General features: G+C 69.1%; 21 protein-coding genes. 12 read left to right on the plus strand and 9 right to left on the minus strand.

Annotated elements, in window-relative coordinates; all coding sequences use genetic code 11:
- Window positions 1-16 precede the first annotated feature (16 nt).
- The 5 genes from kdsA to tpiA form a co-directional block, all read right to left on the minus strand.
- The gene (kdsA, locus tag A33M_RS07185; RefSeq protein WP_008385209.1) at window positions 17-943 is read right to left on the minus strand and encodes a 3-deoxy-8-phosphooctulonate synthase; all 927 of its coding nucleotides are present in this window, start codon (window positions 941-943) and stop codon (window positions 17-19) included.
- A gap of 981 nt (window positions 944-1,924) precedes the next feature.
- Window positions 1,925-2,422: a DUF29 domain-containing protein gene (locus tag A33M_RS07190; protein ID WP_008385211.1), complete on the minus strand. Its 498-nt coding sequence runs from the start codon at window positions 2,420-2,422 to the stop codon at window positions 1,925-1,927.
- A gap of 126 nt (window positions 2,423-2,548) precedes the next feature.
- Window positions 2,549-4,177, minus strand: a complete 1,629-nt coding sequence (locus A33M_RS07195; protein ID WP_008385213.1) for a CTP synthase — start codon at window positions 4,175-4,177, stop codon at window positions 2,549-2,551.
- Window positions 4,178-4,398: 221 nt separating this feature from the next.
- Window positions 4,399-4,803, minus strand: coding sequence for a preprotein translocase subunit SecG (secG, locus tag A33M_RS07200; protein WP_008385215.1), 405 nt, complete (start codon window positions 4,801-4,803; stop codon window positions 4,399-4,401).
- A gap of 330 nt (window positions 4,804-5,133) precedes the next feature.
- On the minus strand, window positions 5,134-5,886 hold the full coding sequence (gene tpiA / locus A33M_RS07205; protein ID WP_008385217.1) for a triose-phosphate isomerase: 753 nt from the start codon (window positions 5,884-5,886) through the stop codon (window positions 5,134-5,136).
- A 390-nt stretch (window positions 5,887-6,276) separates the two neighbouring features.
- Here tpiA and A33M_RS07210 point away from each other — a divergent pair, with 390 nt between their 5' ends.
- From A33M_RS07210 to A33M_RS23755, 3 genes are all read left to right on the plus strand, one after another.
- The gene (locus A33M_RS07210) at window positions 6,277-8,187 is read left to right on the plus strand and encodes a SurA N-terminal domain-containing protein (protein WP_040619660.1); all 1,911 of its coding nucleotides are present in this window, start codon (window positions 6,277-6,279) and stop codon (window positions 8,185-8,187) included.
- A 136-nt stretch (window positions 8,188-8,323) separates the two neighbouring features.
- Complete coding sequence (trpE, locus tag A33M_RS07215; protein ID WP_008385222.1) at window positions 8,324-9,841, plus strand: anthranilate synthase component I; 1,518 nt, start codon at window positions 8,324-8,326, stop codon at window positions 9,839-9,841.
- A 44-nt stretch (window positions 9,842-9,885) separates the two neighbouring features.
- On the plus strand, window positions 9,886-10,110 hold the full coding sequence (locus A33M_RS23755; protein ID WP_157223372.1) for a hypothetical protein: 225 nt from the start codon (window positions 9,886-9,888) through the stop codon (window positions 10,108-10,110).
- Between the two features lie 150 nt (window positions 10,111-10,260).
- Here the strand turns inward: A33M_RS23755 and A33M_RS07220 are convergent, their stop codons facing one another.
- Together A33M_RS07220 and icmF are read right to left on the minus strand one after the other, a co-directional pair.
- On the minus strand, window positions 10,261-10,599 hold the full coding sequence (locus A33M_RS07220; protein ID WP_040619643.1) for a hypothetical protein: 339 nt from the start codon (window positions 10,597-10,599) through the stop codon (window positions 10,261-10,263).
- Between the two features lie 137 nt (window positions 10,600-10,736).
- Window positions 10,737-14,042, minus strand: a complete 3,306-nt coding sequence (gene icmF / locus A33M_RS07225) for a fused isobutyryl-CoA mutase/GTPase IcmF (protein ID WP_083850352.1) — start codon at window positions 14,040-14,042, stop codon at window positions 10,737-10,739.
- Window positions 14,043-14,363: 321 nt separating this feature from the next.
- Between icmF and A33M_RS07230 the strand changes: the two genes are divergently transcribed.
- The 9 genes from A33M_RS07230 (at window position 14,364) to lexA (ending at window position 21,368) form a co-directional block, all read left to right on the plus strand.
- Window positions 14,364-15,476, plus strand: a complete 1,113-nt coding sequence (locus A33M_RS07230; protein ID WP_008385231.1) for a calcium:proton antiporter — start codon at window positions 14,364-14,366, stop codon at window positions 15,474-15,476.
- 79 nt (window positions 15,477-15,555) lie between these two features.
- Complete coding sequence (locus tag A33M_RS07235; RefSeq protein ID WP_008385234.1) at window positions 15,556-15,789, plus strand: AbrB/MazE/SpoVT family DNA-binding domain-containing protein; 234 nt, start codon at window positions 15,556-15,558, stop codon at window positions 15,787-15,789.
- A complete protein-coding gene (locus A33M_RS07240; RefSeq protein ID WP_008385235.1) occupies window positions 15,776-16,183 on the plus strand; it encodes a PIN domain-containing protein in 408 nt (135 codons plus the stop codon). The genes A33M_RS07235 and A33M_RS07240 overlap by 14 nt, the downstream gene beginning before the upstream one ends.
- 50 nt (window positions 16,184-16,233) lie before the next feature.
- Window positions 16,234-16,848: an anthranilate synthase component II gene (locus tag A33M_RS07245; protein WP_008385237.1), complete on the plus strand. Its 615-nt coding sequence runs from the start codon at window positions 16,234-16,236 to the stop codon at window positions 16,846-16,848.
- A gap of 10 nt (window positions 16,849-16,858) precedes the next feature.
- Window positions 16,859-17,875 carry an anthranilate phosphoribosyltransferase gene (gene trpD / locus A33M_RS07250; protein WP_008385239.1) on the plus strand — a complete coding sequence of 339 codons (1,017 nt, stop codon included), beginning with the start codon at window positions 16,859-16,861 and terminating at the stop codon, window positions 17,873-17,875.
- Between the two features lie 8 nt (window positions 17,876-17,883).
- Window positions 17,884-18,693: an indole-3-glycerol phosphate synthase TrpC gene (gene trpC, locus A33M_RS07255; RefSeq protein WP_008385242.1), complete on the plus strand. Its 810-nt coding sequence runs from the start codon at window positions 17,884-17,886 to the stop codon at window positions 18,691-18,693.
- A 17-nt stretch (window positions 18,694-18,710) separates the two neighbouring features.
- The gene (moaC, locus tag A33M_RS07260) at window positions 18,711-19,238 is read left to right on the plus strand and encodes a cyclic pyranopterin monophosphate synthase MoaC (protein WP_040619663.1); all 528 of its coding nucleotides are present in this window, start codon (window positions 18,711-18,713) and stop codon (window positions 19,236-19,238) included.
- Window positions 19,239-19,243: 5 nt separating this feature from the next.
- Window positions 19,244-20,461 (plus strand): molybdopterin molybdotransferase MoeA, encoded by a 1,218-nt coding sequence (locus A33M_RS07265; RefSeq protein WP_237718312.1) that lies wholly within the window; start codon window positions 19,244-19,246, stop codon window positions 20,459-20,461.
- Window positions 20,462-20,660: 199 nt separating this feature from the next.
- A complete protein-coding gene (gene lexA, locus A33M_RS07270; RefSeq protein ID WP_008385249.1) occupies window positions 20,661-21,368 on the plus strand; it encodes a transcriptional repressor LexA in 708 nt (235 codons plus the stop codon).
- A 488-nt stretch (window positions 21,369-21,856) separates the two neighbouring features.
- Here lexA and A33M_RS07275 read toward each other — a convergent pair whose 3' ends face one another.
- Together A33M_RS07275 and A33M_RS07280 are read right to left on the minus strand one after the other, a co-directional pair.
- Window positions 21,857-24,238, minus strand: a complete 2,382-nt coding sequence (locus A33M_RS07275) for a ComEC/Rec2 family competence protein (RefSeq protein ID WP_008385251.1) — start codon at window positions 24,236-24,238, stop codon at window positions 21,857-21,859.
- Between the two features lie 231 nt (window positions 24,239-24,469).
- Window positions 24,470-26,149, minus strand: coding sequence for a glutamine--tRNA ligase/YqeY domain fusion protein (locus A33M_RS07280; protein ID WP_008385253.1), 1,680 nt, complete (start codon window positions 26,147-26,149; stop codon window positions 24,470-24,472).
- Window positions 26,150-26,202: the final 53 nt, after the last annotated feature.

A 26,202-nucleotide genomic window follows, 5' to 3' on the forward strand; every position in this document is an offset into this window, starting at 1 on the left:
CGGGGTCTTCCGGTTCTCACGGCGAATCGGCGGCCGGGATGCCCTTCGCGAGCATATCGAAGGCGAGGAGCGTCTTCAGGAGGGATTCGAGGTCGGCGAGCGGCACCATGTTGGGGCCATCGGAGGGGGCATGGTCGGGATCGGGGTGGGTCTCGATGAAGACGCCGGCGACGCCGACCGCCACCGCCGCGCGCGCCAGCACCGGCACGAAGCTGCGGTCGCCGCCTGAGGAGGTCCCCTGCCCGCCCGGCTGCTGCACCGAATGGGTGGCATCGAAGATCACCGGTGCGCCCGTTCTTGCGAGGATCGGCAGCGCGCGCATGTCGGTGACCAAGGTGTTGTAGCCGAACGAGGCGCCCCGCTCGGTGACCAGGACGCGCGAATTGCCGGCACCGGTGACCTTGGCGACCACGTTCGCCATGTCCCACGGGGCGAGGAACTGGCCCTTCTTCACATTGACCACTTTGCCGGTCTTCGCAGCGGCCACGAGCAAATCGGTCTGGCGGCACAGGAAGGCGGGAATCTGCAGAATGTCCACAACCTCGGCGACCGGCCCGCACTGCGCCGCCTCGTGCACGTCGGTCAGGACCGGCAGCCCGAGCGTTTCCCGGATCTCGGCAAACACCGGCAGCGCCGCGCTCAGGCCGACCCCGCGGATGCCGGACAGGCTGGTGCGATTCGCCTTGTCGAACGAGGTCTTGTAGACGAGCCCGACCCCTGCCCGCGCGGCGATCTCCTGGATCGCGGCGGCGGTTTCCAGCGCGTGCGCCCGGCTCTCCATCTGGCACGGGCCGGCGATCACCGTGAGCGGCAACGCATTGCCGAACCGGACTTGTCCGGACCGGACTTGTCCGGCGCGGACTTGTCCGGCGCAGGCTTGCCCGGACCGGGTGGCGCCGAGAGTGACGACGGAATCGGGGGGAGGCGTGATCGGGGCGTTCATGGCCCGCGGACCATGGCGCTGCAGACAGGCAGGGTCAATCTCGGGATGCGGGTACGATCACCGCCCGCCGCCGGCCGAATGCGGCCTCGTGCGACGACGGTCGCGGCAGCCGGATTCGCGCGTTCGATGGGAATAGGAGCGGGAACAGAAAAGAAACCCCGACCGACGAGCTCGGACGAGGTTTATAGTCGGGCTTGCCCGCAAAACGAGAAACCACGCCGGTCCGCCGGCAGGGATTCTTCGAGGTGATAATTCCTCGATACGATATAACGGATAAAACCTTCGATCGTTGATTGTTCGCTCGGCTGGTTCAGAAAGGATGGTTTACGTAAAATGGCCCCTGGGGGTTGGTGAGATGCACAACTCGATGGCTTCCGGAGCGCCGCCTCCGGATCGACCGGTCGATGGTCGTCGTTCGTCCGAACTCGCGGTTCGTCCGGCGAATGCCTGGCGACCTCATTCGGAGTGGGGTCGGGTCATGCCGCAAAAGTCGCGGCGCCAACAGGCCGGACTGCGCCCGGCGCGGGGCAATTCCGAGCCCGCGCCGATGCGCTCTCCGCGGGCCTCAGCCCTTCTTGGGCGAATACATGCTGTTGATCACCAGCGTGGCGACGAACAGCCCGCCGAGAATTCCAACCCAGACGTACATCGGTTCCATTTCCGACACCCCTGTGCTGAATGTTGCCTGTGCTGAATGTTGCGATATCGCTCGAACCTCCGACAACGAGGAAGAGCTTTGTCAATGTAACCATGGATGGTATCGAGATCAACCCGGATGGCGGGTTATGATCCAGCGCTCCAATTTATGTACGTTATGTGACTTATAGGTTGATTTCAATTGGTACAATAGGTTGTCGAGCCGATGCGGTCGGCCCGCGTTGCGCCGATACGCATATGTTCCCCAATTCGCGACGGCGAAATTCGGCGAATAAAAGCGCGATGGGCCAGACGGCTGTCTCGGGCACCGCCACGCCGCGGAGATCATGTCCGCGACGTCACCTCGATCCGCTCGACCAGCGTCCTGGGGTCGATCCGCTCGCCCAAAAGGTCGTCGAGCGCGACCGGCGCACTGGCCGGCAGGCTTTCCGCCGCGTCCTGCAGGGCCGTGCCCTCACAGGCGAGGCCTGTCAGCTCCCGGGTGGAGCGCCACAGCGCGTCGAGGTCGATCCGCTGGCGCATCGACGGGGCATAGCGCCGCCGGAGCTGCATGTGGAATGCCGCGATCTCGACGCGCCAATGACGGGCCGGCTCGGCACCCGGCTCCAGCGTCAGCTTGTGCAGATGCAGAAAGATCCGCTCGATACTGCTCTCGACCGCAGCGAGTTCCGAGCGTCCCACGCTTTCGATCTCCTCGGCCACGTTCGCGATGTCGAGGTCGTTCGGGAGGTCGGGCCGGCGGCCGAGCGCGCGGATCACCGCTGCCTGCTGCTCGGACCACAGGAGAATGTCGTCGTCGTAGAGCGTGCGGTCGTCGGTCATGCCTGCTCCGTCTCCCCTCGGCCCGCAAAAAATATAGCAAAGCGCCCCCGACCTGCCGAGGCCGGCAGGTCACGGGCGCTCGCCGTTCGAGACGGGTAAAAAGGTCGGTCGCCGGCCGAGGCCGGCCTATACCAGCCGGCTCTGCTCCACCGCGGCGCCGATGAAGGAGGCGAACAGCGGGTGCGGGGCGAACGGGCGCGACTTCAGCTCCGGGTGGAACTGCACGCCGATGAACCACGGGTGGTCGACATACTCGACGATCTCCGGCAAGAGGCCGTCCGGTGACATGCCGGAGAAGCGCATGCCGTGCTGCTCGAGCGTTTCGCGATAGCGGGTGTTGACCTCGTAGCGGTGGCGGTGGCGCTCGGAGATCTTGGTGGTGCCGTAGACGGCGCTCACCTTCGAGCCCTCGCCGAGCTGCGCCGCATAGGCACCGAGCCTCATGGTGCCACCGAGGTCGCCGTCGTGCGCGCGCTGCTCCAGCTCGTTGCCACGCATCCACTCGGTCATCAGGCCGACCACCGGCTGGTCGGTCGGGCCGAATTCCGTGGAATTCGCGTCGGCGACCCCGCACAGGTTGCGCACCGCCTCGATCACCGCCATCTGCATGCCGAAGCAGATGCCGAGATACGGCACCTTGCGCTCGCGTGCGAACCGCGCCGCCCGGATTTTTCCCTCGGCGCCGCGCTGGCCGAAACCGCCGGGCACCAGGATGCCGTGGACGTGCTCGAGGAACGGCGCGGGGTCCTCGCGCTCGAACACCTCGCTCTCGATCCAGTCGAAGTTCACCCGCACCTTGTTGGCGATGCCGCCATGGGTCAGCGCCTCGGTGAGCGATTTATAGGCGTCCTTCATCCCCGTGTACTTGCCGACGATGGCGATCGTCACCTCGCCTTCGGGGTTGTGGACGCGGTCGTTGATGAAGCGCCAGCGGCCGAGATCGGGCTCGCCGGCGGTCGGCAGGCCGAACGCCGCCAACACCTCGGTGTCGAGCCCGGCGTCGTGATAGGCCTCCGGCACGGCATAGATATTGTCGGCGTCGCGCGCCTCGATCACCGCCGTCTCGCGCACGTTGCAGAACAGCGCGAGCTTGCGGCGCTCCTCCTTGGGGATCGGCCGGTCGGTGCGGCACAGCAGGATGTCGGGCTGGATGCCGATCGAGCGCAGCTCCTTCACCGAGTGCTGGGTCGGCTTGGTCTTCAGCTCGCCGGCCGACGCGATGAAGGGCAGCAGCGTCAGGTGGATGTAGATCGCGCTGCCGCGCGGCACCTCGATGCCGAACTGGCGGATCGCCTCGAAGAACGGCAGGCCCTCGATGTCGCCCACCGTGCCGCCGATCTCGACCAGCACGAAGTCGTAGCCGTCGCTGCCGTCGCGGACGAAGTCCTTGATGGCGTTGGTGACGTGCGGGATCACCTGGATGGTGGCGCCGAGATAGTCGCCGTGCCGCTCCTTGGCGAGGATCTCCTGGTAGATCCGCCCGGTGGTGATGTTGTCCTGGCGGCTCGCCGGGCGTCCGGTGAACCGCTCGTAATGGCCGAGATCGAGGTCCGTCTCGGCGCCGTCGTCGGTGACGAACACCTCGCCGTGCTGGTACGGCGACATGGTGCCCGGATCGACGTTGAGATAGGGGTCGAGCTTGCGCAGCCGCACCGAATAGCCACGCGCCTGGAGAAGCGCGCCGAGAGCGGCCGATGCGAGACCCTTGCCGAGAGACGAGACCACGCCGCCGGTGATGAAGATATACCGCGTCATGGGACCCGACCTCTAGCCCGGGCGGCTCGATTCGACGAGGTCTTTCGCCGCAAGGCTGGTCCGCGGGACTCTTCCGGGGGCGGGTAGGATCGAGAAAATGGGCCGGTGTTCAATGGATTGACTCCATTTGTTGAATTCGCACGGCAAAACCGACCCGGCTCGGAGGCCGGGTCGGTCGGACGCCTGCATCGGTACGATCCGAATGACGTGTCGGTCCGGGCTTATTGCGACTGCGGCACCTGCGGCCCCGACGGCACCGCCGGAGCGGCGGGGGCTGCCGGCGCGGCCGGCTGGCCGCCGCCCGGAATCTGGTCGAGCAGGCCGCCGCTGCCGCCGCCGAGCGGCGCCGGCGCGCTCGGGGCCGGGGCGGACGGTCCCTCGACGGGAACGATGGTGGTCGGCCGGTGCGACATGCCGGCGAGCCAGGACAGTCCGAGGCTGGTGGCGAAGAACGCCGCGGCCAGATAGGCGGTCGCCCGGGTCATCGGGTTGCCGCTGCCGCGCCCGGCCATGAAGCCGCCGCCGCCGCCGATCCCCAACGCCCCGCCCTCGGAGCGCTGCAGCAGCACCAGCCCGATCAGCGCCAGGACGATCATCAGATGGAGAACGAGGACGACGGTATGCATGTCGGACAATCCGCTCGGGGCGCGCGCGATCGGCCCGGTCGTGTCGGACCTCGGCGCTCCGCCGTGGTGATTCGGGGTCGGCCCGCCCGGATCGGCACCGGCCGTTCGGGCGACATATGGGGTCGGCGCCGCGTCTACACGATCCCGCGTCGTATTTCTACCGGTCGAGACGAAAAGCAGCGCTGCGGCGGTCGATTTTACCGCCCGGTTTACCGCCCGGCGCGACCGGGCGGCGATCGGCTGGCGATCCGGCGGGCGGGAGCGTGCCCCCGGCCCTGCCCTCACTGTCGCCGTTCACGTCCCTCGGCGCCCCCGCGCGGGGGTGCGAAACTACCGATAGACCCCGGCGATGCCGAGGAAATCGTTGGCCTTGAGGCTCGCGCCACCGACCAGGGCACCGTCGACATTGGCGACCGCCATCAGCTCGGCCGCGTTGGACGGCTTCACCGAGCCGCCATAGAGGACGCGCACGCCCTCCCCCTCGCCGCCGAACCGGGCGGTGAGCTTTTCGCGGATGAAGCCGTGCGCCTCGGCGACGTCGGCCGTCGTCGGCGTGAGGCCGGTGCCGATCGCCCACACCGGCTCGTAGGCGACCACGAGATTCTTGGCGGTGCAGCCGTCCGGCAAGGAGCCCGCGAGCTGGGTGGCGAGCACGTCGAGCGTCTTGCCGCCGACTCGCTCGTCCTTGGTCTCGCCGATGCAGACGATCGCCAGAAGGCGCGCCCGCCAGGCGGCCTTCGCCTTGGCGCACACCTCGGCGTCGGTCTCCTTGTGATACGTGCGCCGCTCCGAATGGCCGACGATCACCGCGCTGGCGCCGGCGTCGAACAGCATTTCTGCGGCGATGTCGCCGGTGAAGGCGCCCGACACCTCGGCATGGCAGTCCTGCCCGCCGATCGCGACCGGGCTGCCCTTCGCCCGCGCCACGAACACCGCGACCAGGGTCGCCGGCGGGCAGACCATCAGGTCGGTCTTGCCGGCGAGGTCGGGTGCGGCGGCGATCACCGCGTCGAGCTCGGCGATCGAGGCCGACAGGCCGTTCATCTTCCAGTTCCCCGCCACCAGCGGGCGCCGTGCCGTCATGTGAAGTCTCCCCCCGGAAACGATGGCCGCCGCCTGCCGGGTCGGCGCGATGCGCGCGAGCGGCTGCCGCGGAAGCGGTCTCGTGAAATGCGTCATCGGGTTATGGCACGATCGCGTCGGTGCGACAAATTCCGGCGGTACGGCGCTCGCGCGCACGTGTTGCGGGGTCTCGAGCCCCTGCCTATGATGCGCGCCGCCTTCGCGGCCCCCTCGAACGCTCGGACGGAGCGCTCGGACGGTCCGGTCGGCCGGCCGCTCGCGGCCGTCGCCTTCGGCACGCTGCCGGCCCGCCGTGGCCCGGCGTGCGCGATCTCCATTCCGATGGATCGTGCTTTCGCGACCCGGGTGTCCCGGTCGGCGAGGACGCTCCGGAACCCTGCGAACTGGATCATGCTCCGCGGATTGCGACAGGCCACCTCGAACTGGATCGGCAAGCTGGTGATGGGAGCGGTGGTGACCTTCCTGGTCCTCAGCTTCGTCATCTGGGGCATCGGCGACATTTTTCGCGGGTTCGGCCACTCCACGGTCGCGACCATCGGCAAGAGCGAGATCTCGATCGAGCAGTTCCGGCAGATCTACAACGACCAGCTGCAGCAATATGCGCGCCGGCTCGGCCGGCCGATCCCGCCCGAGCAGGCCCGCGCCGCCGGCCTCGACCAGCAGATCCTCGCCGCGCAGATCGCCGAGGCGGCGCTCGACGAGCGCGCCCGCCAGCTCGGCCTCGCGGTGTCGACCGACGAGATCGTCCAGCAGATCACCAAGGACCCGGCATTCGCCGGCATCAACGGCCGGTTCGACCAGCAGCGCTTCCTCTATCTGATCCGCCAGGCCGGCTTTTCCGAGCAGCGCTTCATCGAGGAGCAGCGCCGGGTGACGCTGCGCCGCCAGCTCGCCGGCTCCGTCGCCGGCGAGATCGCCGCCCCCAAGACCGCCGCCATGGCGCTCGACCGTTTCGCCCACGAGAAGCGCGACATCGCTTACGTGACGGTCGATGCCGCGGCGGTCGGCGAGCTGCCGGCGCCGACCGATGAGGAGCTGCAGAAGCTCTACACCGACAAGAAGTTCCTGTTCCGCGCGCCGGAGTACCGCAAGGTGCTGCTGCTCACGGTGTCGCCGGAGGCGGTCGCGAAATCGATCGAGGTGACCGACGCCGACGCCAAGCAGGCCTACGAGGCGCGCGCCGCCCAGTATCGCGTGCCGGAGAAGCGGCGGGTGCAGCAAATTTCCTTCCCCTCCGCCGAGGAGGCCAAGGCCGCGGCCGACCGGCTCGCCGGTGGCCTCTCCTTCGAGGCGCTCGCCGCCGAGCGCAACGTGGCGCCGACCGATCTCGATCTCGGCCTGGTGGCGAAGTCCGACATGCTCGACCCGGCGATCGCCGACGCCGCCTTCGCGCTGAAGGAGGGCGAGGTCAGCGGGCCGGTCGAGGGCCGCTTCACCAATGCGATCGTCGAGGTCACGGCGATCCAGCCGGCGAGCGTCACCCCGTTCCCGGAGGTCGAGGCCAAGATCAAGGCCGACCTCGCGCTGGAGCGCGCCAAGGCGCAGGTCGGCGATTTGCGCGACAAGGTGGAGGACGAGCTCGCCGCCGGCTCGCGGCTCGACGAGATCGCCGCCAAGCTGAAGCTGCCGGTCGAGGTGATCGATGCGGTCGACCGCTCGGGCCGCGCGCCGGACGGCCAGCCGGTCGAGCTGCCGAAGGAGGTCGACGTGATCGGCCCGGCGTTCCAGACCCAGGCCGGCGTCGAGAACGAGGCGGTGCGGCTGCCCTCCGGCGGCTATCTCTGGTACGAGGTCGCCGGCGTCACCCCCTCGCGCGACCGCACCTTCGACGAGGTGAAGGACAAGGTGGAAGAACGCTGGCGGCTCGACAAGACCGCCGAGCGGGTCGCCGCCAAGGCGAGCGAGATCGTCGGCAAGGTGAAGGCCGGCACGCCGCTCGCCGAGGCCGCTCAGGCCGACAATCTGGCGGTCGCGACCGCCTGGGGCCTCGAGCGCAACGCGACCGCCCCGGTGCCGGCCTCGGTGGTGTCGGTGGTGTTCGAGACGCCGAAGGACGGCGTCGCCTCCGCCGAAGGCGCGAGCCAGACGCAGCACGTCGTCTTCCAGGTGACGGCGATCACCGAGCCGACCTTCGATCCGGACGGCGCCGAGACCAAGAAGCAGCTCGACGCCCTGAAGCGCGCCTATGCCGACGACCTGATGACCCAGTACATCGCCCAGCTGCAGAGCGATCTCGGGGTCGAGATCAATCAGGCGGCCTTCGCCCAGGCGACCGGCCGCAGCGGATCGGATTCTTTTTAGAGCGCACGGGAGACCGGCGTAGGATACCATTCTTCGGCGGCCCGCGCGGCCGCCGACACGGGGATCGACCAAAACCATTTCGGGCATCGCTCCGGCCGGTCCGGCGCGCCGCCCGCCGAGAACGTGACGTCAGCCGATGCAGATCGAACCGCCCGCCGGCCCCTTCATCGAGGCGCATGGACGCGGGATCGCCCAGGTGGTCTCCACCACGCTGGTCGCCGACCTCGAGACCGCGGTCTCCGCCTTCATCAAGGTCGCCGAGGGCAAGCCCCTGAGCTTCCTTCTCGAATCGGTCGAGGGCGGGGCCGTGCGCGGCCGCTACTCGATCATCGGGCTCGACCCCGACCTGGTGTTCCGGGTGGTCGACGGCAAGGCGGCGATCGCCCGCGGCGGCGCCGCCTCGGATGAGGCGTTCGTCCCCTGCCCCGAGCCGCCGCTCCAGGCGCTGCGCACGGTGATCGCCGAGAGCCGCATCGATCTGCCCGACACCCTGCCGCCGATGGCGGCCGGCGTGTTCGGCTATCTCGGCTACGACATGGTGCGGCTGATGGAGGAGCTGCCCGCCCCCAATCCCGACCCGATCGGCATTCCCGACGCGATGTTGGTGCGGCCAACCGTCGTCATCGTGTTCGATGCGGTGAAGGACGCCATCACGGTCGTCACCCCGGTGCGGCCCGCCCCGGCGGTGCCGGCAAAGATCGCGCACGCCCGCGCGGTGGAGCGGCTCACCGCGGTGGTCGACGCGCTCGACCGCCCGCTCCTCAAGGAGCCGATCGAGGACGTCGCCGAGGCGCTCGACGTGCCGCCCGCCTCCAACACCACGCCGGAGGAGTACGCGGCGATGGTGCGGCGGGCGAAGGAGTACATCGCCGCCGGCGACATCTTTCAGGTGGTGCTCGGCCAGCGCTTCACCACGCCGTTCGCCCTGCCGCCGTTCGCGCTCTATCGCGCGCTGCGCCGGGTGAACCCCGCGCCCTACCTGTTCTTTCTCGACTACGGCGGCTTTGCCGTGGTCGGCTCGAGCCCCGAAATCCTGGTGCGCCTGCGCGCCGACACCGTGACGATCCGCCCGATCGCCGGCACCCGCCCGCGCGGGCCCACGCCGCACGAGGACAAGGCGCTCGAGGAGGAGCTTCTGGCCGATCCCAAGGAGCGCGCCGAGCATCTGATGCTGCTCGATCTCGGCCGCAACGATGTCGGCCGGGTGGCGAAGATCGGCACCGTGACGGTGACCGACCAGTTCTTCATCGAGCGCTACAGCCAGGTGATGCACATCGTCTCGAATGTCGAAGGCGTGCTCGACGCGCGCTGCGACACGCTCGACGCGCTCGCCGCCGGCTTTCCCGCCGGCACCGTGTCTGGGGCGCCGAAAGTACGGGCGATGGAGATCATCGACGAGCTGGAGAAGGAGAAGCGCGGGCTCTATGCCGGCTGCGTCGGCTACTTTTCCGCCGCCGGCGAGATGGATTCGTGCATCGTGCTGCGCACCGCGCTGGTGAAGGACGGCACCATGTACGTGCAGGCCGGCGCCGGCATCGTCGCCGATTCCGACCCGGCCTCCGAGCAGCAGGAGTGCGTCAACAAGGCCAAGGCCTTGTTCCGCGCCGCCGACGAGGCGCGCCGCTTCGCCAGCGCCGCCAAGCGGGGGCAGTGAACCTTTGGTTGTGGTATGATGGTCCGGCCGGAGGGCGGACCGTCATGGGCCTCGTGCCGAATGAACGAACGAAGCTTTTTGCGACTGCGCTGAACAATCTCGCGGTCGCGACAGTTGTCACCGCGATCATTGCCCCGATTGCCGGATTTCTGTACGGCGCCGTCGCCACCCCGCGTTCCTGGTGGCCGGTCATGGGAGCCGTTTGGTTCCTGGTCGGAATTGGCCTACATCTGGTTGCGCAACTCGTTCTCGGGAGGCTCCGCGAATGACAGGGCTGCAAATCTATATTCTCGCTGCCCCGGTCGTCGTCCTGATCGTGGCCGCTCTCGCGGCGTGGTGGTGGGTCAAGTACAGCCGCGACGAGCACGGCCGGGCACCGTGAGCGTTTGCCTGACCGCCCTCTCCTGCGGTAGCGCCGGTCACTGCCGGCGCGCCCACCGGACGACGGCGAGGAGGTGGCCGACCTGGGCCACCGCCGTGACCACCGCCAGCATCAGCACCGCCTCGTTCGTGCCGTGCACGCTGTCGGGCACGAGCTCCGCCAAAACGCCGATCAGAAGCCGTACGGCGACGGCGAGCGTCGGGCCGAGCCAGATCGCCACCGTGCGCGGGGCGAATTTGGTCGGATGTCCGTCGAAGCCCCACTGAATGGGTGCCGTCGCGGTGCGGATGCGCGGCCCGAGCCAAAGATTGCAGCCGACCATCACCAGGAGCGCGATGGCGAAGATCAGGTCGGCCGTCGTGCTCACCTGTCCCATGTCACTCCCATGCCGCCTCGCCTCGGCTGCCCTCGTGCCGAGAGGCCCATCGCCGCCCCCCCACCCCCCCCCGACCCCGCCATCATGACCGATACCGGCGCGGCACGCACCCCGAAACCTCCGCGCGCCACGGCGGATCAGAGACTGCGCCGGTACTGGCCGCCGACCTCGAACAGCGCCCGCGAAATCTCGCCGAGCGAGCAGCAGCGCACCACGTCCATCAGCACGGCGAACAAATTTTCGTCGCGGGTTGCCGCCGCCTTCAGTCGCGCCAGCGCCGGGCCGGACTCCTCGCGGTGCCGAGCCTGGAAATCGCGCAGCCGAGAAATCTGCGAGCGCTTCTCCTCGTCGGTCGACCGCACCAGACCGCACGGCGGCGGCGCTTCGTGGCCGTCTGCGCCGGCCGGCGCGAGAAACGTGTTCACGCCGACGATCGGCAGCGAGCCGTCGTGCTTTCTGTGCTCGTAGGTCAGCGACTCGTCTTGAATCTTGCTGCGCTGATAGCCGGTCTCCATCGCGCCGAGCACACCGCCGCGCGCGGCGATCGCCTCGAACTCCTTCAGCACCGCCTCTTCGACGAGATCGGTCAGCTCCTCGATCACGAACGCACCCTGGTTCGGGTTCTCGTTCTTCGCCACCCCCCACTCGCGATTGAGGATCAGCTGAATCGCCAGCGCGCGGCGCACCGACTCCTCGGTCGGCGTCGTCACCGCCTCGTCGAAGGCGTTGGTGTGCAGCGAGTTGCAGTTGTCGTAGACGGCGATCAGCGCCTGCAGCGTGGTGCGGATGTCGTTGAACGCCATCTCCTGGGCATGCAGCGAGCGGCCCGACGTCTGGACGTGATATTTGAGCTTCTGCGACCGCTCGGCGGCGCGGTAGCGGTGCTTCATCGCCACCGCCCAGATGCGCCGCGCCACCCGGCCGATCACCGCGTATTCCGGGTCCATCCCGTTCGAGAAGAAGAACGAGAGGTTCGGCGCGAATTCGTCGATCGCCATGCCGCGCGCGAGATAGGCCTCGACATAGGTGAAGCCGTTGGCCAGCGTGAAGGCGAGCTGAGAGATCGGGTTCGCGCCGGCTTCGGCGATGTGATAGCCGGAGATCGACACCGAGTAGAAGTTGCGCACGTCGTGGGTGACGAAATACTGCTGCACGTCGCCCATCAGGCGCAGCGCGAAGTCGGTCGAGAAGATGCAGGTGTTCTGCCCCTGGTCCTCCTTCAGGATGTCGGCCTGCACGGTGCCGCGCACGCGCGACAGCGCGAGGCAGCGCAGTTTTGCCCGCTCGTCCTCGCTCGGCTCCCGCCCCTGCACCTCGCGGAATTTCTCCACCTGCTGATCGATCGCGGTGTCGAGAAACATCGCGAGGATCATCGGTGCCGGGCCGTTGATGGTCATCGACACCGAGGTCGCCGGATCGCACAGGTCGAAGCCGGCATAGAGCGCCTTCATGTCGTCGAGCGTCGCGATCGAGACGCCCGAATTTCCGATCTTGCCGAAAATGTCCGGACGCTCGTCGGGGTCGGAGCCGTACAGCGTCACGGAGTCGAACGCGGTCGACAGGCGTTTTGCCGGCATGCCGGCCGACAGCATGTGGAAGCGGCGATTGGTGCGAAAGCAGTCGCCTTCGCCGGCGAACATCCGCGTCGGGTCCTCGTTCTCGCGCTTCACCGGAAACACGCCGGCGGTGAACGGAAATTTTCCGGGCAAGTTCTCGCGCATCAGAAAGGAGAGGATCTCCCCCTCGTCGCGAAAGCGCGGCGGCACCACCTTGCGCACCGGCGTGCCCGACAGCGTGGTGTGCACGAGTTTCGTCCGGCTCTCGCGGCCGCGCACCGACGTGATCAGCTCGGGTGCGGCGTAGCGCGCCACCGTCTCCGGCCAGTCGGCGAGCAGCGCCCGGCTCTCCGCCGAGAGTTTTGCGTCGGCCTCGGCGATCAGCGGGTCGAGCGCGGCGGCCGCCTCGTCGCGTCCCGCCTCCGCGAGCTTGTCTCTGGTGCGGCGCAAAGCCTGGCGGTCGCGCGCGGCCTCGCTCTCGGCCTCGGCGCGGCGGTGATGCGCCCGCACCGTCTCGGCGATCTCGGCGAGATAGCGCACCCGCTCCGGCGGCACCACGGCGCGGCTCGCGGTCGAGTGCTTCACCGTCACCGGCGCCAGCCGGCCGCCGCGTGACAGCCCGAACCCCTCGAGTTTTTCCGCGATCGCGTGATAGAGCGCGGTGACACCGTCGTCGTTGAAGCGCGCGGCGATGGTGCCGAACACCGGCATCTCCTCCGGCTTTTGCCCGAACAGCCCGCGATTGCGCTGCACCTGCTTGCGCACGTCGTGCAGCGCGTCCTCGGCGCCGCGCCGCTCGAACTTGTTGATCGCGACGAGGTCGGCGAAGTCGAGCATGTCGATCTTCTCGAGCTGGGTGGCGGCGCCGAACTCCGGCGTCATCACATAGAGCGCGAGATCGGCCACCTCGGTGATCGCCGCGTCGCCCTGGCCGATGCCGGAGGTTTCAACCACGATCAGGTCGAAGCCGGCCGCCTTGCAGGCGGCGATCGCGTCCGGCACCGCGCGGGCGAGCTCGCTGCCGGCGTCGCGGGTCGCCATCGAGCGCATGAACACGTTCGGATGGTCGATCGCGTTCATCCGGATGCGGTCGCCGAGCAGCGCGCCGCCGGTGCGCCGCCGCGACGGGTCCACCGCCAGCACTGCGATCTTCAGCCCGTCCGCGTGGTCGATGCGGAACCGGCGTAGGAGCTCGTCGGTGAGGCTCGACTTGCCCGATCCGCCGGTGCCGGTGAGGCCGAGCACCGGCACCGTGCGTCCTGCCGCCTCGGCGATCACCCGCGAGATTTCCGGCGGGCAGACGCCGCTTTCGCAGGCGGTGATCACGCGGGCGAGCGCCCTTCGGTCGCCGCGGGTGAAAGCGAGCGGATCGGCCGGCGGCCGGGCGGCGAGGTCGAAATCGGCGCGCGTCATCACGTCGTCGATCATGCCCTGCAGGCCCATCGCCTGGCCGTCCTGCGGCGTGTAGATGCGGGTGACGCCCATCGCGTGCAGGGCGGCCACCTCGTCCGGCACGATCACCCCGCCGCCGCCGCCGAACACCTTGACGTCGTCCGCACCGGCGCGGCGCAACAGCTCGAGCATGTAGCCGAAGAACTCGATGTGGCCGCCCTGGTAGGAGGTGATGGCGATGCCGTTGGCATCCTCCTGCAGCGCTGCGCCGACGATCTCCTCGACCGAGCGGTTGTGGCCGAGATGGATCACCTCGGCGCCGGTCGACTGGAGAATCCGCCGCATCACGTTGATCGAGGCGTCGTGGCCGTCGAACAGGCTGGCGGCGGTGACGAACCGCACCTTGTGGCGCGGCCGGTAGGGATGCCCGGTCGGCACCAGCCCGTCCGGCACGGGCGTCGTTCCGGCGGTGGTCGGGGGGACGGGTCGGTTCATGGCGCGGACCCCTCGGGCGCCCACCCTGGCGGCGGCGCCGTGATGACAACGAAATACGGGAACGGTGGTCGAAAGCGGTAGCATACAACGAGGGATGGCGAGGAAGGCAAGTCCCGCGCGCATCCATCAACCTGTTCGCGTTTTGCTGCATGTGCGAATAAAACCGCGCATGTGGCCGTTCATGGCCTGGACAGGCGGTGTATGGTTGCATCACGAGGGGTTGCGGCGCGCGCCGCACCGCCCCGATTCGGCCACCCCGGCCGGACACGACTTCAGCACCGATCGATCGTCCCGCCAGTCCCTTTCACCCACCGCAGTCCGATGACAGCAAACCCGCTTCGCCTTGCCGCGCTCGTGCGCACCGAGGGCTTCCTCCTCGTCGGCATCACCACCGCCGCGACCTTCCTGGTCGCCGGCGACGCGATCTCGAAGGATCTGTCGAACCCCTTGTGGTTCGCGGTCGTGTTCGTCTGGCTGTTCGGCGTCATCCTCGGCTCGGCGATCTCGGTGGTGCGGCATGCGGAAGCGGTCGCCACCGCGATCGGCGAGCCGGCCGGCACGCTGGTCCTCACCCTGTCGGTGACGATGATCGAGGTGTTCAGCATCTCGGCGGTGATGCTGCACGGCGAGAGCAATCCGACGCTGGTGCGCGACACCCTGTTCTCGGTGGTGATGATCATTCTCGGCGCGATGGTCGGCCTTTCGCTTTTGATCGGCGGCTGGCGGCACCGCGAGCAGGCCTACAACCTGCAGGGGGCCAATGCCTATCTCGGCGTCATCGTGCCGCTGGTCGTGCTCAGCCTGGTGATGCCCGACTTCACCACCTCCACCCCCGGCCCCACGCTGGCGGGTCCGCAGCAGGCGTTTTTGGTGCTGGTGTCGCTCGGCCTCTATGCGGCGTTCCTGTCGATGCAGACCGGTCGCCACCGTGGCTTCTTCACGATGGGCGAGGACGAGCACCGCGCCGCGCATGTCGGGCTCGACGCCGGCGCCGGGCACGCGGTGCTGCTGCTGCTCTACATGGCGCCGATCGTGTTTCTCGCCGAGCACCTCGCCCGGCCGGTCGACTACCTGGTCGAGACGCTGGATGCGCCCGCCGCGCTCGGCGGCGCGATCATCGCCGTGCTGGTGGCGACGCCGGAGGCGATCGGCGCCATCCGGGCGGCGGTGGCGAACCGGCTGCAGCGGGCGACCAACATCTTTCTCGGCTCGGTGCTGTCCACCATCGGCCTCACCATCCCGGCAATGATCCTGGTCGGGCAGATGACCGGCCAAAACCTCGTGCTCGGGGTCGAGCACGCCGACCTCGTGCTGCTGCTGCTCACGCTCGCCGTCAGCATCATCACCTTCGCCAGCGGCCGCACCAACGTGCTGCAGGGCCTCGTCCACCTCATCTTGTTCGGCGTCTACGTCCTGCTGATCGTCGAGGGGTAGCGACTGGACGACGACGGGTTGTGAACGCCCGCAAAACCCTTAGGATATACGTTTTCGCCACGTATATCCGGAGGACGCCATGCAGGTCGCCAGGTGGGGAAACAGCCTCGCCGTCCGGCTGCCCAAGGAGGTGGTCGAGGCGCTCGGCCTGAAGGAAGGCGACGCCGTCGAGATCCGGGTCGCCGGCCCGCGTACCTTCGACGTCGCCAGGGCGCCGACCATCGAGGACATGCTGGCGCAGATCAGAAAATTCCGCGGCCGGGTGCCGGTGGGCTACCGCTTCGACCGGCGCGACGCCGATGAGCGGGGCTGACTTCTTCGACAACAACGTGCTCGTATACGCGATCTCGGCCGACGCCCGAAAGGCAGACCGGGCCGAGCGGCTGCTCGCCGGCGGCGGGGTCGTCAGCGTCCAGGTTTTGAACGAGTTCGCCTCGGTGACGTCGCGAAAGTTCGGGCTCACCGTGCCGGAGGTGCGCAGCGTGCTGGCGGGCTTTCGCGGGCTGTGCACCGTGGTGCCGGTCGACGTCGCGGTGCACGACCTCGGCCTCGCGCTCGCCGAGCGCCACCGGCTCCCGATCTACGATGCGATGATCGTCGCCGCCGCCCTCGAGGCCGGCTGCCGGATTCTCTGGTCGGAGGATTTTTGCAACGGTCTCGCCATCGCCGATCTCACCGTCCGGAACCCGTTCCGGGATGAACCTTGACCCCCCTCCTCCGCCCGTTCTAAGACCCGTGGAGCCGGGTAAAGGCCGCCATGATCGTCCTGATCGACAACTACGACAGCTTCACCTTCAACCTCGTCCACTATCTGGGTGGGCTCGGGGCGGAGGTGGTCGTCCACCGCAACGACAAGATTTCCGCCGAGGCGGTGGTCGCCGCCGACCCGGAGGCGATCGTGCTCTCGCCGGGGCCCTGCACGCCGAACGAGGCGGGCATCTGCCTCGACCTGATCGACAAGGCGTCGCAGACCATCCCGATGCTCGGCGTCTGCCTCGGTCACCAGTCGATGGGCCAGGCGTTCGGCGGCGACGTCGTGCGCGCCCCGGTGCCGGTGCACGGCAAGCTCTCCGAGATGACCCACCGGGGCCAGGGGCTCTTTCGTGGCATCAACGGGCCGTTCAAGGCGACCCGCTACCACTCGCTGGTGGTCGATAGAAAAACCCTGCCGGATGCGCTCGAAGTCACTGCCGAGACCGACGGGCTGATCATGGCGATGCAGCACAAGACCCGGCCCGCCCACGGCGTGCAGTTTCATCCCGAAAGCATCGCGTCCGAGCACGGCCATTTGATGCTGAAGAATTTTCTCGATCTCGCCCGGGCCTGGAACGACGCGCACGGCCGCGTCGCCCGGCCGGCGCGCGCGCAATGAGGCTTTTTCCATGGTCGAGTTGAAGACGCTGATCGCCCAGGTCGCCACCGGCGCGCCGCTGTCGCGCGAGCAGGCGGCCGACGCCTTTGCCCGCATGATGTCCGGCGAGGCGACGCCCTCGCAGATGGGCGCCCTCCTGATGGCGCTCCGGGTGCGCGGGGAAACCATCGAGGAGATCACCGGGGCGGTCGCGGCGATGCGCTCCAAGATGCTGCCGGTCGATGCGCCGGCCGGCGCGGTCGACGTGGTCGGCACCGGCGGCGACGCCTCGGGCTCCTACAACATCTCCACCTGTGCGGCTTTCATTGTCGCGGGCGCCGGCGTGCCGGTCGCCAAGCACGGCAACCGCGCGCTCTCCTCCAAATGCGGCGCCGCCGACGTTCTGGCCGCGCTCGGGGTGAACATCGACCTCGCCCCGGCGCAGATCGGCACCTGCATCCGCGACGCCAATATCGGCTTCATGTTCGCCCCCCTGCACCACCCGGCGATGAAGCATGTCGGCCCGACGCGCGTCGAGATGGGCACCCGGACGATATTCAACCTCTTGGGCCCCCTGTCGAATCCGGCGGGCGTCAAGCGCCAGATGGTGGGCGTCTTCTCCAAGCAATGGGTCGAGCCGCTGGCGCACGTGCTGAAGAATCTCGGCTCCGAGCGCGCCTATGTGGTGCACGCCTCCGACGGCCTCGACGAGATCACCACCTCCGGCCCGACCGCCGTCGCCTCGCTCGACAAGGGCGAGGTCACCGTCTTCGAGATCACCCCGGAAGAGGTCGGCCTCGCGCGGGTCGCGCCCGAGGCGCTCAAGGGCGGCGACGCCACCGCCAATGCGGCCGCCCTCAAGGCCGTGCTCGAGGGCCGCAAGGGGCCGTATCGCGACGTCGCGATCTTCAACGCCGCCGGCGCGCTGGTGGTGGCCGGCAAGGCCAAGGATCTCGTCTCCGGCGTCGCGCTCGCCGCCCAGTCGATCGATTCGGGCGCCGCCGAAGGCAGTCTCGAGCGGCTGATCGCCGTCTCCAACGCAGCGTGACCTTGCCCATGGCGGACATTCTCGCAAAGATCGAAGCCTACAAGCGCACCGAGATCGCCGCCGCCAAGAAGGCCCATCCGCTGTCCGCGCTGGAGGCGATCGCCCGCAGCGAGCCGCCGCCCCGCGGCTTTCTCCGCGCGATCGAGCGCCGGCTCGCCCGCGGCCGTACCGCGCTCATCGCCGAGATCAAGAAGGCGAGCCCCTCCAAGGGCTTGATCCGCGCCGACTTCGACCCGCCGGCGCTCGCCCGGGCCTACGAGGCGGGCGGCGCGACTTGCCTCTCGGTGCTCACCGATGGCCCCTCCTTCCAGGGCCGCAACGAGTATCTGGTCGCCGCCCGCGGCGCCGCGGCACTCCCCGTGCTGCGCAAGGACTTCCTCTTCGACACCTATCAGGTGACCGAGGCGCGCGCGCTCGGCGCCGACTGCATCCTGATCATCATGGCGGCGGTCGACGACATGACGGCGCTCGATCTCGAGGAGGCCGCCCACGAGCTCGGCATGGACGCGCTGATCGAGGTCCACGACGAGCACGAGCTGGAGCGCGCGATGAAGCTCTCCTCCCGCCTGCTCGGCATCAACAACCGCAACCTGAAGACCTTCGAGACGACCCTCGAAACCGCCGAGCGGCTGGCGCCGCTGGTGCCGAAGGATCGCGTGCTGGTCGGCGAATCCGGCATTTTCACACCAGACGACCTCGCCCGCCTCGCAAAGGTGGGCATCGGCACCGTGCTGGTCGGCGAGAGCTTGATGCGCCAGCCCGACGTCATCGCCGCGACCCGCGCGCTCCTGGGCCGCACCAGCGCCGCCGCCGAATGACCTCCAAAAACAAAAACATGTCAGAGACCGACGAGCCGCGGCTCACCCATATCGGCCGGCAGGGCGAAGCCCGCATGGTCGGCGTCGGCGACAAGCCGGTGACCAAGCGCATCGCCGTCGCCGAGGGGCGCGTGCTGATGAGCGCACAAACGCTCGACCTCGTGAAGCGCGGCGACGCCAAGAAGGGCGACGTGCTCGGCGTCGCGCGCGTCGCCGGCATCATGGCGGCCAAGCGCACCCACGAGCTGATCCCGCTGTGCCATCCGCTGCCCGTCACGCGGGTCGAGGTCGAGGTCGCGCCGTCGCCGGACGACAGCGGCATCACCGTGCGGGCGACGGTGGAGGTCTCCGGCCAGACCGGCGTGGAGATGGAGGCCTTGACCGCCGTCTCGGTCGCCTGCCTCACGGTCTACGACATGGTGAAGGCGGTCGAGCGCGGCATGCGGATCGAGGGCGTTCGCCTCCTCGAGAAGACGGGCGGAAAATCCGGCCATTTCCGCGCCGACGAGTCCGCGCCCGAAGCACCCGCGGCGGAGGGCGCATAGTGGCCCTGCTGTCGGTCGCCGATGCGCTGGCGCAGGTGCTCGCCGGCGTCGCGCCGCTTCCCCCCGAATCCGTGCCCCTCGCCGAGGCCCACACGCGGGTGCTGGCCGACGACGTCGCCGCCCGCCGTACCCAGCCGCCGGAAGCCCTCTCCGCCATGGACGGCTTCGCGCTGCGCGCCGCGGATCTGGCAGGCGCGAGCGAGGCCGCCCCGGTCACGCTGACCGTGATCGGCGAGGCGCCGGCCGGCCGGCCGTTCGCCGGCACCGTTTCGCCGGGCGAGGCGGTGCGCATCTTCACCGGCGCGCCAGTGCCGGAGGGCGCCGACGCCGTGGTGATCCAGGAGGTCGCCCGCCGCGACGGCGACACGGTGAGCTTCACCGCCCCGACCGCGCAGAACCGGCACGTCCGCGCCCGCGGCCGCGACTTTTCCGCCGGTCACGTGCTGCTGCGGCGCGGGCAGCGGCTCACCATGCGTGACCTCGCGCTCGCCGCCGCGATGAACCATCCCTCGGTTCCGGTGCATCGCCGGCCACGCCTCGGCCTGATCGCCACCGGCGACGAGCTGGTGCCGCCCGGCACGGAGCCCGGCCCCGGCCAGATCGTCTATTCGAACGGCTTCGCGCTCGCCGCCCTCGCCCGCGCCGAAGGCGCCGTGGTGACCGATCTCGGCATCGTGCCGGACCGGCTCGACGAGACGGTCGACGCGATCCGGCGCGCAAAGGCCGAGAACGTCGACCTTTTGGTGACCACCGGCGGCGCCTCGGTCGGCGACTACGACCTCGTGCAGCAGGCGCTCGCCTCGGAGGGCATGCGGCTCGCCTTCTGGAAGGTCGCGATGCGGCCCGGCAAGCCTTTGATGAGCGGGCGGCTCGGCGCCGTGCCGGTGCTCGGCCTGCCGGGCAACCCGGTGTCGTCGTTCGTCGCGGCGGTGCTCTTCCTGGTGCCGCTGCTGCGCCGCCTGCAGGGCCGCGCCGATCTCGCGGTCGAGGCCGAGCCGGCGATCGCCGGCCGCGACCTTGCCGCCAACGACGAGCGCGCCGACTACATGCGGGCGCGACTCGGGCGCGACGACGAGGGCCGGCTGGTCGCGACCCCGGTGGTCGACCAGGATTCGTCGCTCCTCGCGCCGCTCGGCCTCGCCGACGGGCTGTTGATCCGCGCCCCCTTCGCGCCCGCTCTCGCGGCTGGATCGCGCTGTGAAGTGATTCGACTACCTCACTGAAAATTCGCGAAAATCGAGTGCTGGAGCGGGTCCGTACGGGGCTACCGTCGCTTAGGCCTAATCGTTTCTGCGGCCAAAGCTTCGACTTCTTCACTCCAAATTAAAGGGTTGCGGAACACACATCGAACAGATAGTGTATGTTCATGATTTGTTTAGGCGACATACAGTGATTGCCTGAACGCGCCCCGGGGGTAGGGACATGCTGACGCGGAAGCAGTTCGAGCTGTTGCGGTTCATTCACGAGCGCCTGAAGGAGACCGGTGTGCCCCCCTCCTTCGACGAGATGAAGGACGCGCTCGACCTGCGCTCGAAGTCGGGCATCCACCGCCTGATCACCGCGCTCGAGGAGCGCGGCTTCATCCGCCGCCTGCCCAACCGCGCCCGCGCCATCGAGGTGATCAAGCTGCCCGAATCGGTCGGCCACGGGATGATGGCGCAGCCGCGCGCGCGCGGCTTCACCCCGAGCGTGATCGAGGGCAATCTCGGCCGGGTGAGACCGATGCCGGTGGAGGACGAGCCGGCCCGTCCGGTCGCCGTGCCGGTGATGGGCCGGATCGCCGCCGGCACGCCGATCGAGGCGATCCAGACCAAGAGCTCGGTGATCAACGTGCCGCCGGAGATGCTCGCCTCGGGCGACCATTTCGCGCTCGAGGTGCGCGGCGACTCGATGATCGAGGCCGGCATTTTGGACGGCGACATCGCGCTGATCCGCAAGGTCGAGAACGCCGACACCGGCGACATCGTGGTGGCGCTGGTCGACGACGAGGAGGCGACGCTCAAGCGGTTTCGCCGCCGCGGTGCCTCGATCGCCCTGGAGCCCGCCAACGCCGCCTACGAGGTGCGCATCCTTCCCCCCAACCGCGTGCGCATCCAGGGCAAGCTGGTCGGCCTGATGCGGCGATACTGAGGAGGCGGCACCGAGCCGGTGGCATTCTGGGGACCGCGTTTCAACTCTTTCCGCTCGCGGGGAGACGCGCACGGGAGAGGTCACGTTCGTCTGAAAAGGCGGACGGCTGGTGAGGAACGAGATTCTTGTTAAGGGGCCGGCCGGGCGCACGGTGCCGTGCCGAGGTATTGCGACCTCGAAGATCGTGTCGTCGGATGTGACGTGCTTCGGCCGTTCGGAGCCCACGGTGTCCGCTCGTCCCCGCGAAAGCGGGGACCCAGAAAAGAGGTCTCGTCTCTGCTCGGCGGCGAGCCTCTGAAGTGATGCCGGTCGTGAACAATCGGCTCGAAGCGGCGACGTTGTCGACTGCCCTTTATCTCTCCCCGCCTGCGGGGAGAGGTCGCCGTTCACCCGACAGGGCGAACGGCGGGTGAGGGGCGAAACTCGGGGCAGCGAAAGATCGCGCCGATCGACACGCGACGGCGCGGAATCGGTTCAGTCGGCGCCGTTCAGTCGTCGGCGTCGAGATCGTCCGGGAGCGGCGTGGCGTCGGGCGTCACGGCCGGATCGGTGCCAGACTTGTCAGGAGACGTGCCAGACAACTCGGCAGGAGAATTGCCGGCGGGCGTTGCGCGGGACGATGGCGGAGACGGTTCCCGGGCCGTGGTGCCGGTGCCGATCCTCGGCAGCTCCACCGACGCGAGCGCCGGGTCGGCCGAGGCCCACGGCCGATCGAGGTTTTTTTCGCGGGCGGGCACGATCGCCCACCCTGCCCCGGTTCGATAAAGCGCGAGCGCGCCGTAGCGGCGCAAGGTGTCGCGGCCGATCACCGTGGCGCGGCAGCCGGGCGGCGGCTCGCGGCGGGCGACGATCAGCGCGGCGCGGGCGCAGTCGTCGGCGAACGCTTCGACGGTTTTCGCGAGAGCGACCGCCGTCCCGTCGGCGAGCCGCGCGACGCAGCCGGCCGGATCGCACGAGACGCCGCGCAAAACCTCCGCCGAATCCGGCGCGCGCGCATCGGCATCGGCGGAAAGCCATTCGCGCACGGCGAAGCTCGTCTTGGCCGCGCGCGCGACGGCGAGCCGGCCGTCCGCCCCGCGCACGGCGATCGCCCCGCCGTCGGCGGCGATCAGCGCGTCTGGCTTTTGCACCGCTGCCATCAGGCCGACGGCCAGCGCCAGGACCGCGGCCCCGCTCCAGCGCAGCGGCGAGCGCAGCAGCGCGAGAAGCACGAGCCCGAGCGTGCCGACGAGCAGCGGCCCGGTGCCGAATGCCGCCACCCGTCCGACCGCCCCCGGCAGATCGGCGACCCATACCGCCGCGCCGGTCATCCAGTCGATGCCGTATCCCATCGCCCGCCACAAGGGGCCGTCGAAGCCGAACGGCAGGGCGGCGAGTGCGGCGAGCCCCATCGGCATGACGAAGGCCGAAACCACCGGCATCACCAAGAGATTGGCGACGACGCCGTAGGGCGCCAGCCGGTGAAAGTGATAGGCGGCAAACAGCGTGGTCGCGAAGCCGGCGACCAGCGAGGCGACCAGCAGCCCAAAAATTTCGCGTGCCCCCCACAGCGCCAGCCGAGCGCCGAGCGCGGTTTTTCCGCCCGATGCCATCCAGGGCAAGCCGTGCTCGTAGGCGGCGACCAGCGCCAGGGTCGCCGCGAACGACATCTGAAAGCTCGGATGCACCACCGCCTCCGGGGAGAGCAGCATCACCGCGAAGGCGGCGATCGACAGCGTGCGCAGCGTCAGCGCCCGGCGGCCGGCGATCACGCCCACCAGCACGATCGCCGTCATCACGAAGGCGCGCCGGGTGGCGACCTCCGCGCCCGACAGGACGAGATAGAAGGCCGCCGCGAGAAGCGCCGCCGCGGCGGCGTAGCTCTTGATCGGCCGGCGCAGCGCGAGACCGGGCACCAGTGCCAAGACCGCCCTGAGGCCGACGAACACCACCCCGACGACGACCGCCATGTGATAGCCCGAGATCGACAAAACGTGAGCGAGGCTCGACACATACATCGCGTCGTTCACACGACGGGAGATGGCGTCGCGCTGCCCGGTGATCAGCGCCGAGGCGATCGCGCCGGAATCGCCCGGCACCGAGGCGCGGATGCGGGCGTCGATCGCGGAGCGCAGGCGATCGATCGCCGCGACCGCGCGCAGCGAAAAATCGGGCGTCACCGGCGGCGCGGACACGCTTATCCGGCCGAGGGCGAAGCCGACCGCGCCAATGCCTTGGAAATAGAGGTCGCGGGCAAAATCGTAGCCGCCCGGGCGCATCGGCGCGAGCGGCGGCGAAAGCCGCGCTTTCATGGCGACGAAGGCGCCGACCGGCGGCGCGGTGCCCTTGCGCACCGCGACCCGGACGCGGGTCGGGTGCGGGGCGGCGAGGCCGCGCCCTTCCATCGTGTGGATGCGCACGACGATCCGGTCGCTTCGCTCGCGCTCCTCGCGGCGTTCGACGAACCCCGTGAGCGTCGCCCCCCACAGCGGCTTTCGCAACACCGGGGCGTCGACCTTTTGCGCCCGCACGCCGGCGGCGAGAAAGCCGGCGGCGAGCGCCGCAAAGCCGAGCGCGACCGCCACGCCGCCGTGCCGGCGGGTGGCGATCACCGCCGCCGCGGCCGCAGCGAAGGCGGCGCCGGCGGCCCACAGCGCAGGCTCCCGCTCGGCGGTGAAATAGAGGACGATGCCGAGACCGAAGGCGACCGGCAGCCAGGGGAACAGCCGGCCCGGCGCGACCTCCGTCGCGGCCCAGCCGGCCAGCCGCGCGCCGAGGAGCGCAGCGAAATCCGGCAGGCGGTGAGCCGGTGCGATCGCCCGGCCCGCCGATCCGGCGACCGGCAGGACGCCGGCACGGACGCGGCCCGGGTCCCGCTCGCGCGTCTCCATCGAAAGCCCTCGGCGAGAGCTTCGACGCTATGCCATTACCGCGCGTGGTTCACGATGAACACAACGGAAACGGGGCAGCGACATTCGTTTCGCTCGGTCCTTCAGGACGGCAGCAAAGAACGAGGTTCCGCGTTGTTCCTGGGTCCCCGCTTTCGCGGGGACGAGCGGACGCGGGCGTCTTTCCAGACGTATCGCAGGTGCGGAGCCTTTGCGTCGCCCTACGGCGTCGCCCTACTTCCCGCCCTGCATCTTTGCCCAGGTGTCGCGCAGGCCGATGGTGCGGTCGAACACCGGCGCGCCGGGCCGCGAGTCGGGATCCGGGCAAAAATAGCCCTGCCGCTCGAACTGCACCGCCGTGCCGACCGGGACGTCGAGCAGCGACGGCTCGAGCTTGCAGCCGCGCAACACCTCGAGCGAGTCGGGGTTGATGTCGGAGGCGAAGTCGCCGGCGTTCGGCGCCGGGCTCTTGAACAGCGGATTGTAGAGCCGCACCTCGGCGTCGACCGCGTCGGCGGCCGAGACCCAGTGAATGGTCGCCTTCACCTTGCGGCCGTCCGGGGCGTTGCCGCCGCGGGTTTCCGGGTCGTAGGTGCAGCGCAGCTCGATCACCTCGCCGGCCTCGTTCTTCACCACCTCGCGGCAGGTGACGAAATAGGCCCAGCGCAGCCGCACCTCACGGCCGACCGAGAGGCGGAAGAACTTCTTCGGCGGGTCTTCCATGAAGTCGTCGCGCTCGACGAACAGCTCGCGGCCGAACCGGATCTTTCGGGTCTTTTCCGGGTGGTCGGGGTGATCGATCGCGTCGATCTCCTCGCTACTCCCTTCGGGATAATTCTCGATCACGATCTTCAGCGGCGCGAGCACCGCCATCCGCCGCTCGGCGACGCGGTTCAGGACCTCGCGCACCGAGAAGTCGAACATCGCCATGTCGACCACGCTGTTCGCCTTGGCGACGCCGATCCGCTTGGCGAACTCGCGCAAGGCCTCCGCCGGCACGCCGCGGCGGCGCAGGCCGGCGAGCGTCGGCATCCGCGGATCGTCCCAGCCGTCGACGAATTTGTCGCGCACCAGCGTGGTGAGCACCCGCTTGGAGAGCACGGTGTAGGTGAGGTTCAGCCTTGCGAACTCGTACTGGTGCGGCCGCGACGGCACCGGCAAATTCTCGATGAACCAGTCGTACAGCGGCCGGTGATCCTCGAACTCGAGGGTGCAGATCGAGTGGGTGATGCCCTCGATCGCGTCCGACTGGCCGTGCGCGAAATCGTAGCTCGGATAGATGCACCAGGCGTTGCCGGTGCGCGGGTGCGTCGCGTGGAGAATCCGGTAGATCACCGGATCGCGCAGATTGATGTTGCCCGACGCCATGTCGATCTTTGCCCGCAGCACGCGGGCGCCGTTCGGGAACTCGCCGGCGCGCATGCGGCGGAAGAGGTCGAGATTCTCGTCGACCGAGCGGGTGCGGAACGGGCTGTCGGTGCCGGGCTCGGTCAGCGTGCCGCGGGTCGCCCGGATCTCGTCCTGCGACTGGTCGTCGACATAGGCCTTGCCGGCCAGGATCAGATGCTCGGCCCAGGCGTAGATCTGCTCGAAATATTCCGACGCGTGATAGAGGTGGGTCCCCCAGTCGAAGCCGAGCCAGCGCACGTCGCGCTCGATCGCGTCGATGTACTCCTGCTCCTCCTTCACCGGGTTGGTGTCGTCGAAGCGCAGGTGGCAGCGCCCGCCGAACTCGCCGGCGACGCCGAAATTCAGGCAGATCGACTTGGCGTGGCCGATGTGCAGATAGCCGTTCGGCTCGGGCGGGAAGCGGGTGACCACGGTCGAGACGCGCTTCGCGTCGAGATCGGACTGGATGATGTCGCGAATGAAGTCACGGCCCACGTTGGTGGTGGCCGTTTCGACTGCGGTCATGTTCGCTTGCGTCCGTGTTCCGTTACCGCGACGGGGCGGGTCGCTCGCCGTCG

This window comes from Rhodovulum sp. PH10, from assembly GCF_000293785.1.
In the GTDB taxonomy this organism is placed as follows: domain Bacteria; phylum Pseudomonadota; class Alphaproteobacteria; order Rhizobiales; family Xanthobacteraceae; genus Rhodoplanes.

Coding starts and splice junctions, on each gene's coding strand:
- A33M_RS07190 (WP_008385211.1), bottom strand. CDS start 2,422: ATGACCGACGACCGCACGCTCTACGACGACGACATTCTCCTGTGGTCC.
- A33M_RS07220 (WP_040619643.1), bottom strand. CDS start 10,599: ATGGGACAGGTGAGCACGACGGCCGACCTGATCTTCGCCATCGCGCTC.
- lexA (WP_008385249.1), top strand. CDS start 20,661: ATGCTGACGCGGAAGCAGTTCGAGCTGTTGCGGTTCATTCACGAGCGC.
- A33M_RS07235 (WP_008385234.1), top strand. CDS start 15,556: ATGCAGGTCGCCAGGTGGGGAAACAGCCTCGCCGTCCGGCTGCCCAAG.
- secG (WP_008385215.1), bottom strand. CDS start 4,803: ATGCATACCGTCGTCCTCGTTCTCCATCTGATGATCGTCCTGGCGCTG.
- A33M_RS07240 (WP_008385235.1), top strand. CDS start 15,776: ATGAGCGGGGCTGACTTCTTCGACAACAACGTGCTCGTATACGCGATC.
- A33M_RS07280 (WP_008385253.1), bottom strand. CDS start 26,149: ATGACCGCAGTCGAAACGGCCACCACCAACGTGGGCCGTGACTTCATT.
- trpE (WP_008385222.1), top strand. CDS start 8,324: ATGCAGATCGAACCGCCCGCCGGCCCCTTCATCGAGGCGCATGGACGC.
- trpC (WP_008385242.1), top strand. CDS start 17,884: ATGGCGGACATTCTCGCAAAGATCGAAGCCTACAAGCGCACCGAGATC.
- A33M_RS23755 (WP_157223372.1), top strand. CDS start 9,886: ATGGGCCTCGTGCCGAATGAACGAACGAAGCTTTTTGCGACTGCGCTG.
- trpD (WP_008385239.1), top strand. CDS start 16,859: ATGGTCGAGTTGAAGACGCTGATCGCCCAGGTCGCCACCGGCGCGCCG.
- A33M_RS07275 (WP_008385251.1), bottom strand. CDS start 24,238: ATGGAGACGCGCGAGCGGGACCCGGGCCGCGTCCGTGCCGGCGTCCTG.
- icmF (WP_083850352.1), bottom strand. CDS start 14,042: ATGAACCGACCCGTCCCCCCGACCACCGCCGGAACGACGCCCGTGCCG.
- A33M_RS07195 (WP_008385213.1), bottom strand. CDS start 4,177: ATGACGCGGTATATCTTCATCACCGGCGGCGTGGTCTCGTCTCTCGGC.
- kdsA (WP_008385209.1), bottom strand. CDS start 943: ATGAACGCCCCGATCACGCCTCCCCCCGATTCCGTCGTCACTCTCGGC.
- A33M_RS07230 (WP_008385231.1), top strand. CDS start 14,364: ATGACAGCAAACCCGCTTCGCCTTGCCGCGCTCGTGCGCACCGAGGGC.
- A33M_RS07210 (WP_040619660.1), top strand. CDS start 6,277: ATGCTCCGCGGATTGCGACAGGCCACCTCGAACTGGATCGGCAAGCTG.
- tpiA (WP_008385217.1), bottom strand. CDS start 5,886: ATGACGGCACGGCGCCCGCTGGTGGCGGGGAACTGGAAGATGAACGGC.
- moaC (WP_040619663.1), top strand. CDS start 18,711: ATGTCAGAGACCGACGAGCCGCGGCTCACCCATATCGGCCGGCAGGGC.
- A33M_RS07245 (WP_008385237.1), top strand. CDS start 16,234: ATGATCGTCCTGATCGACAACTACGACAGCTTCACCTTCAACCTCGTC.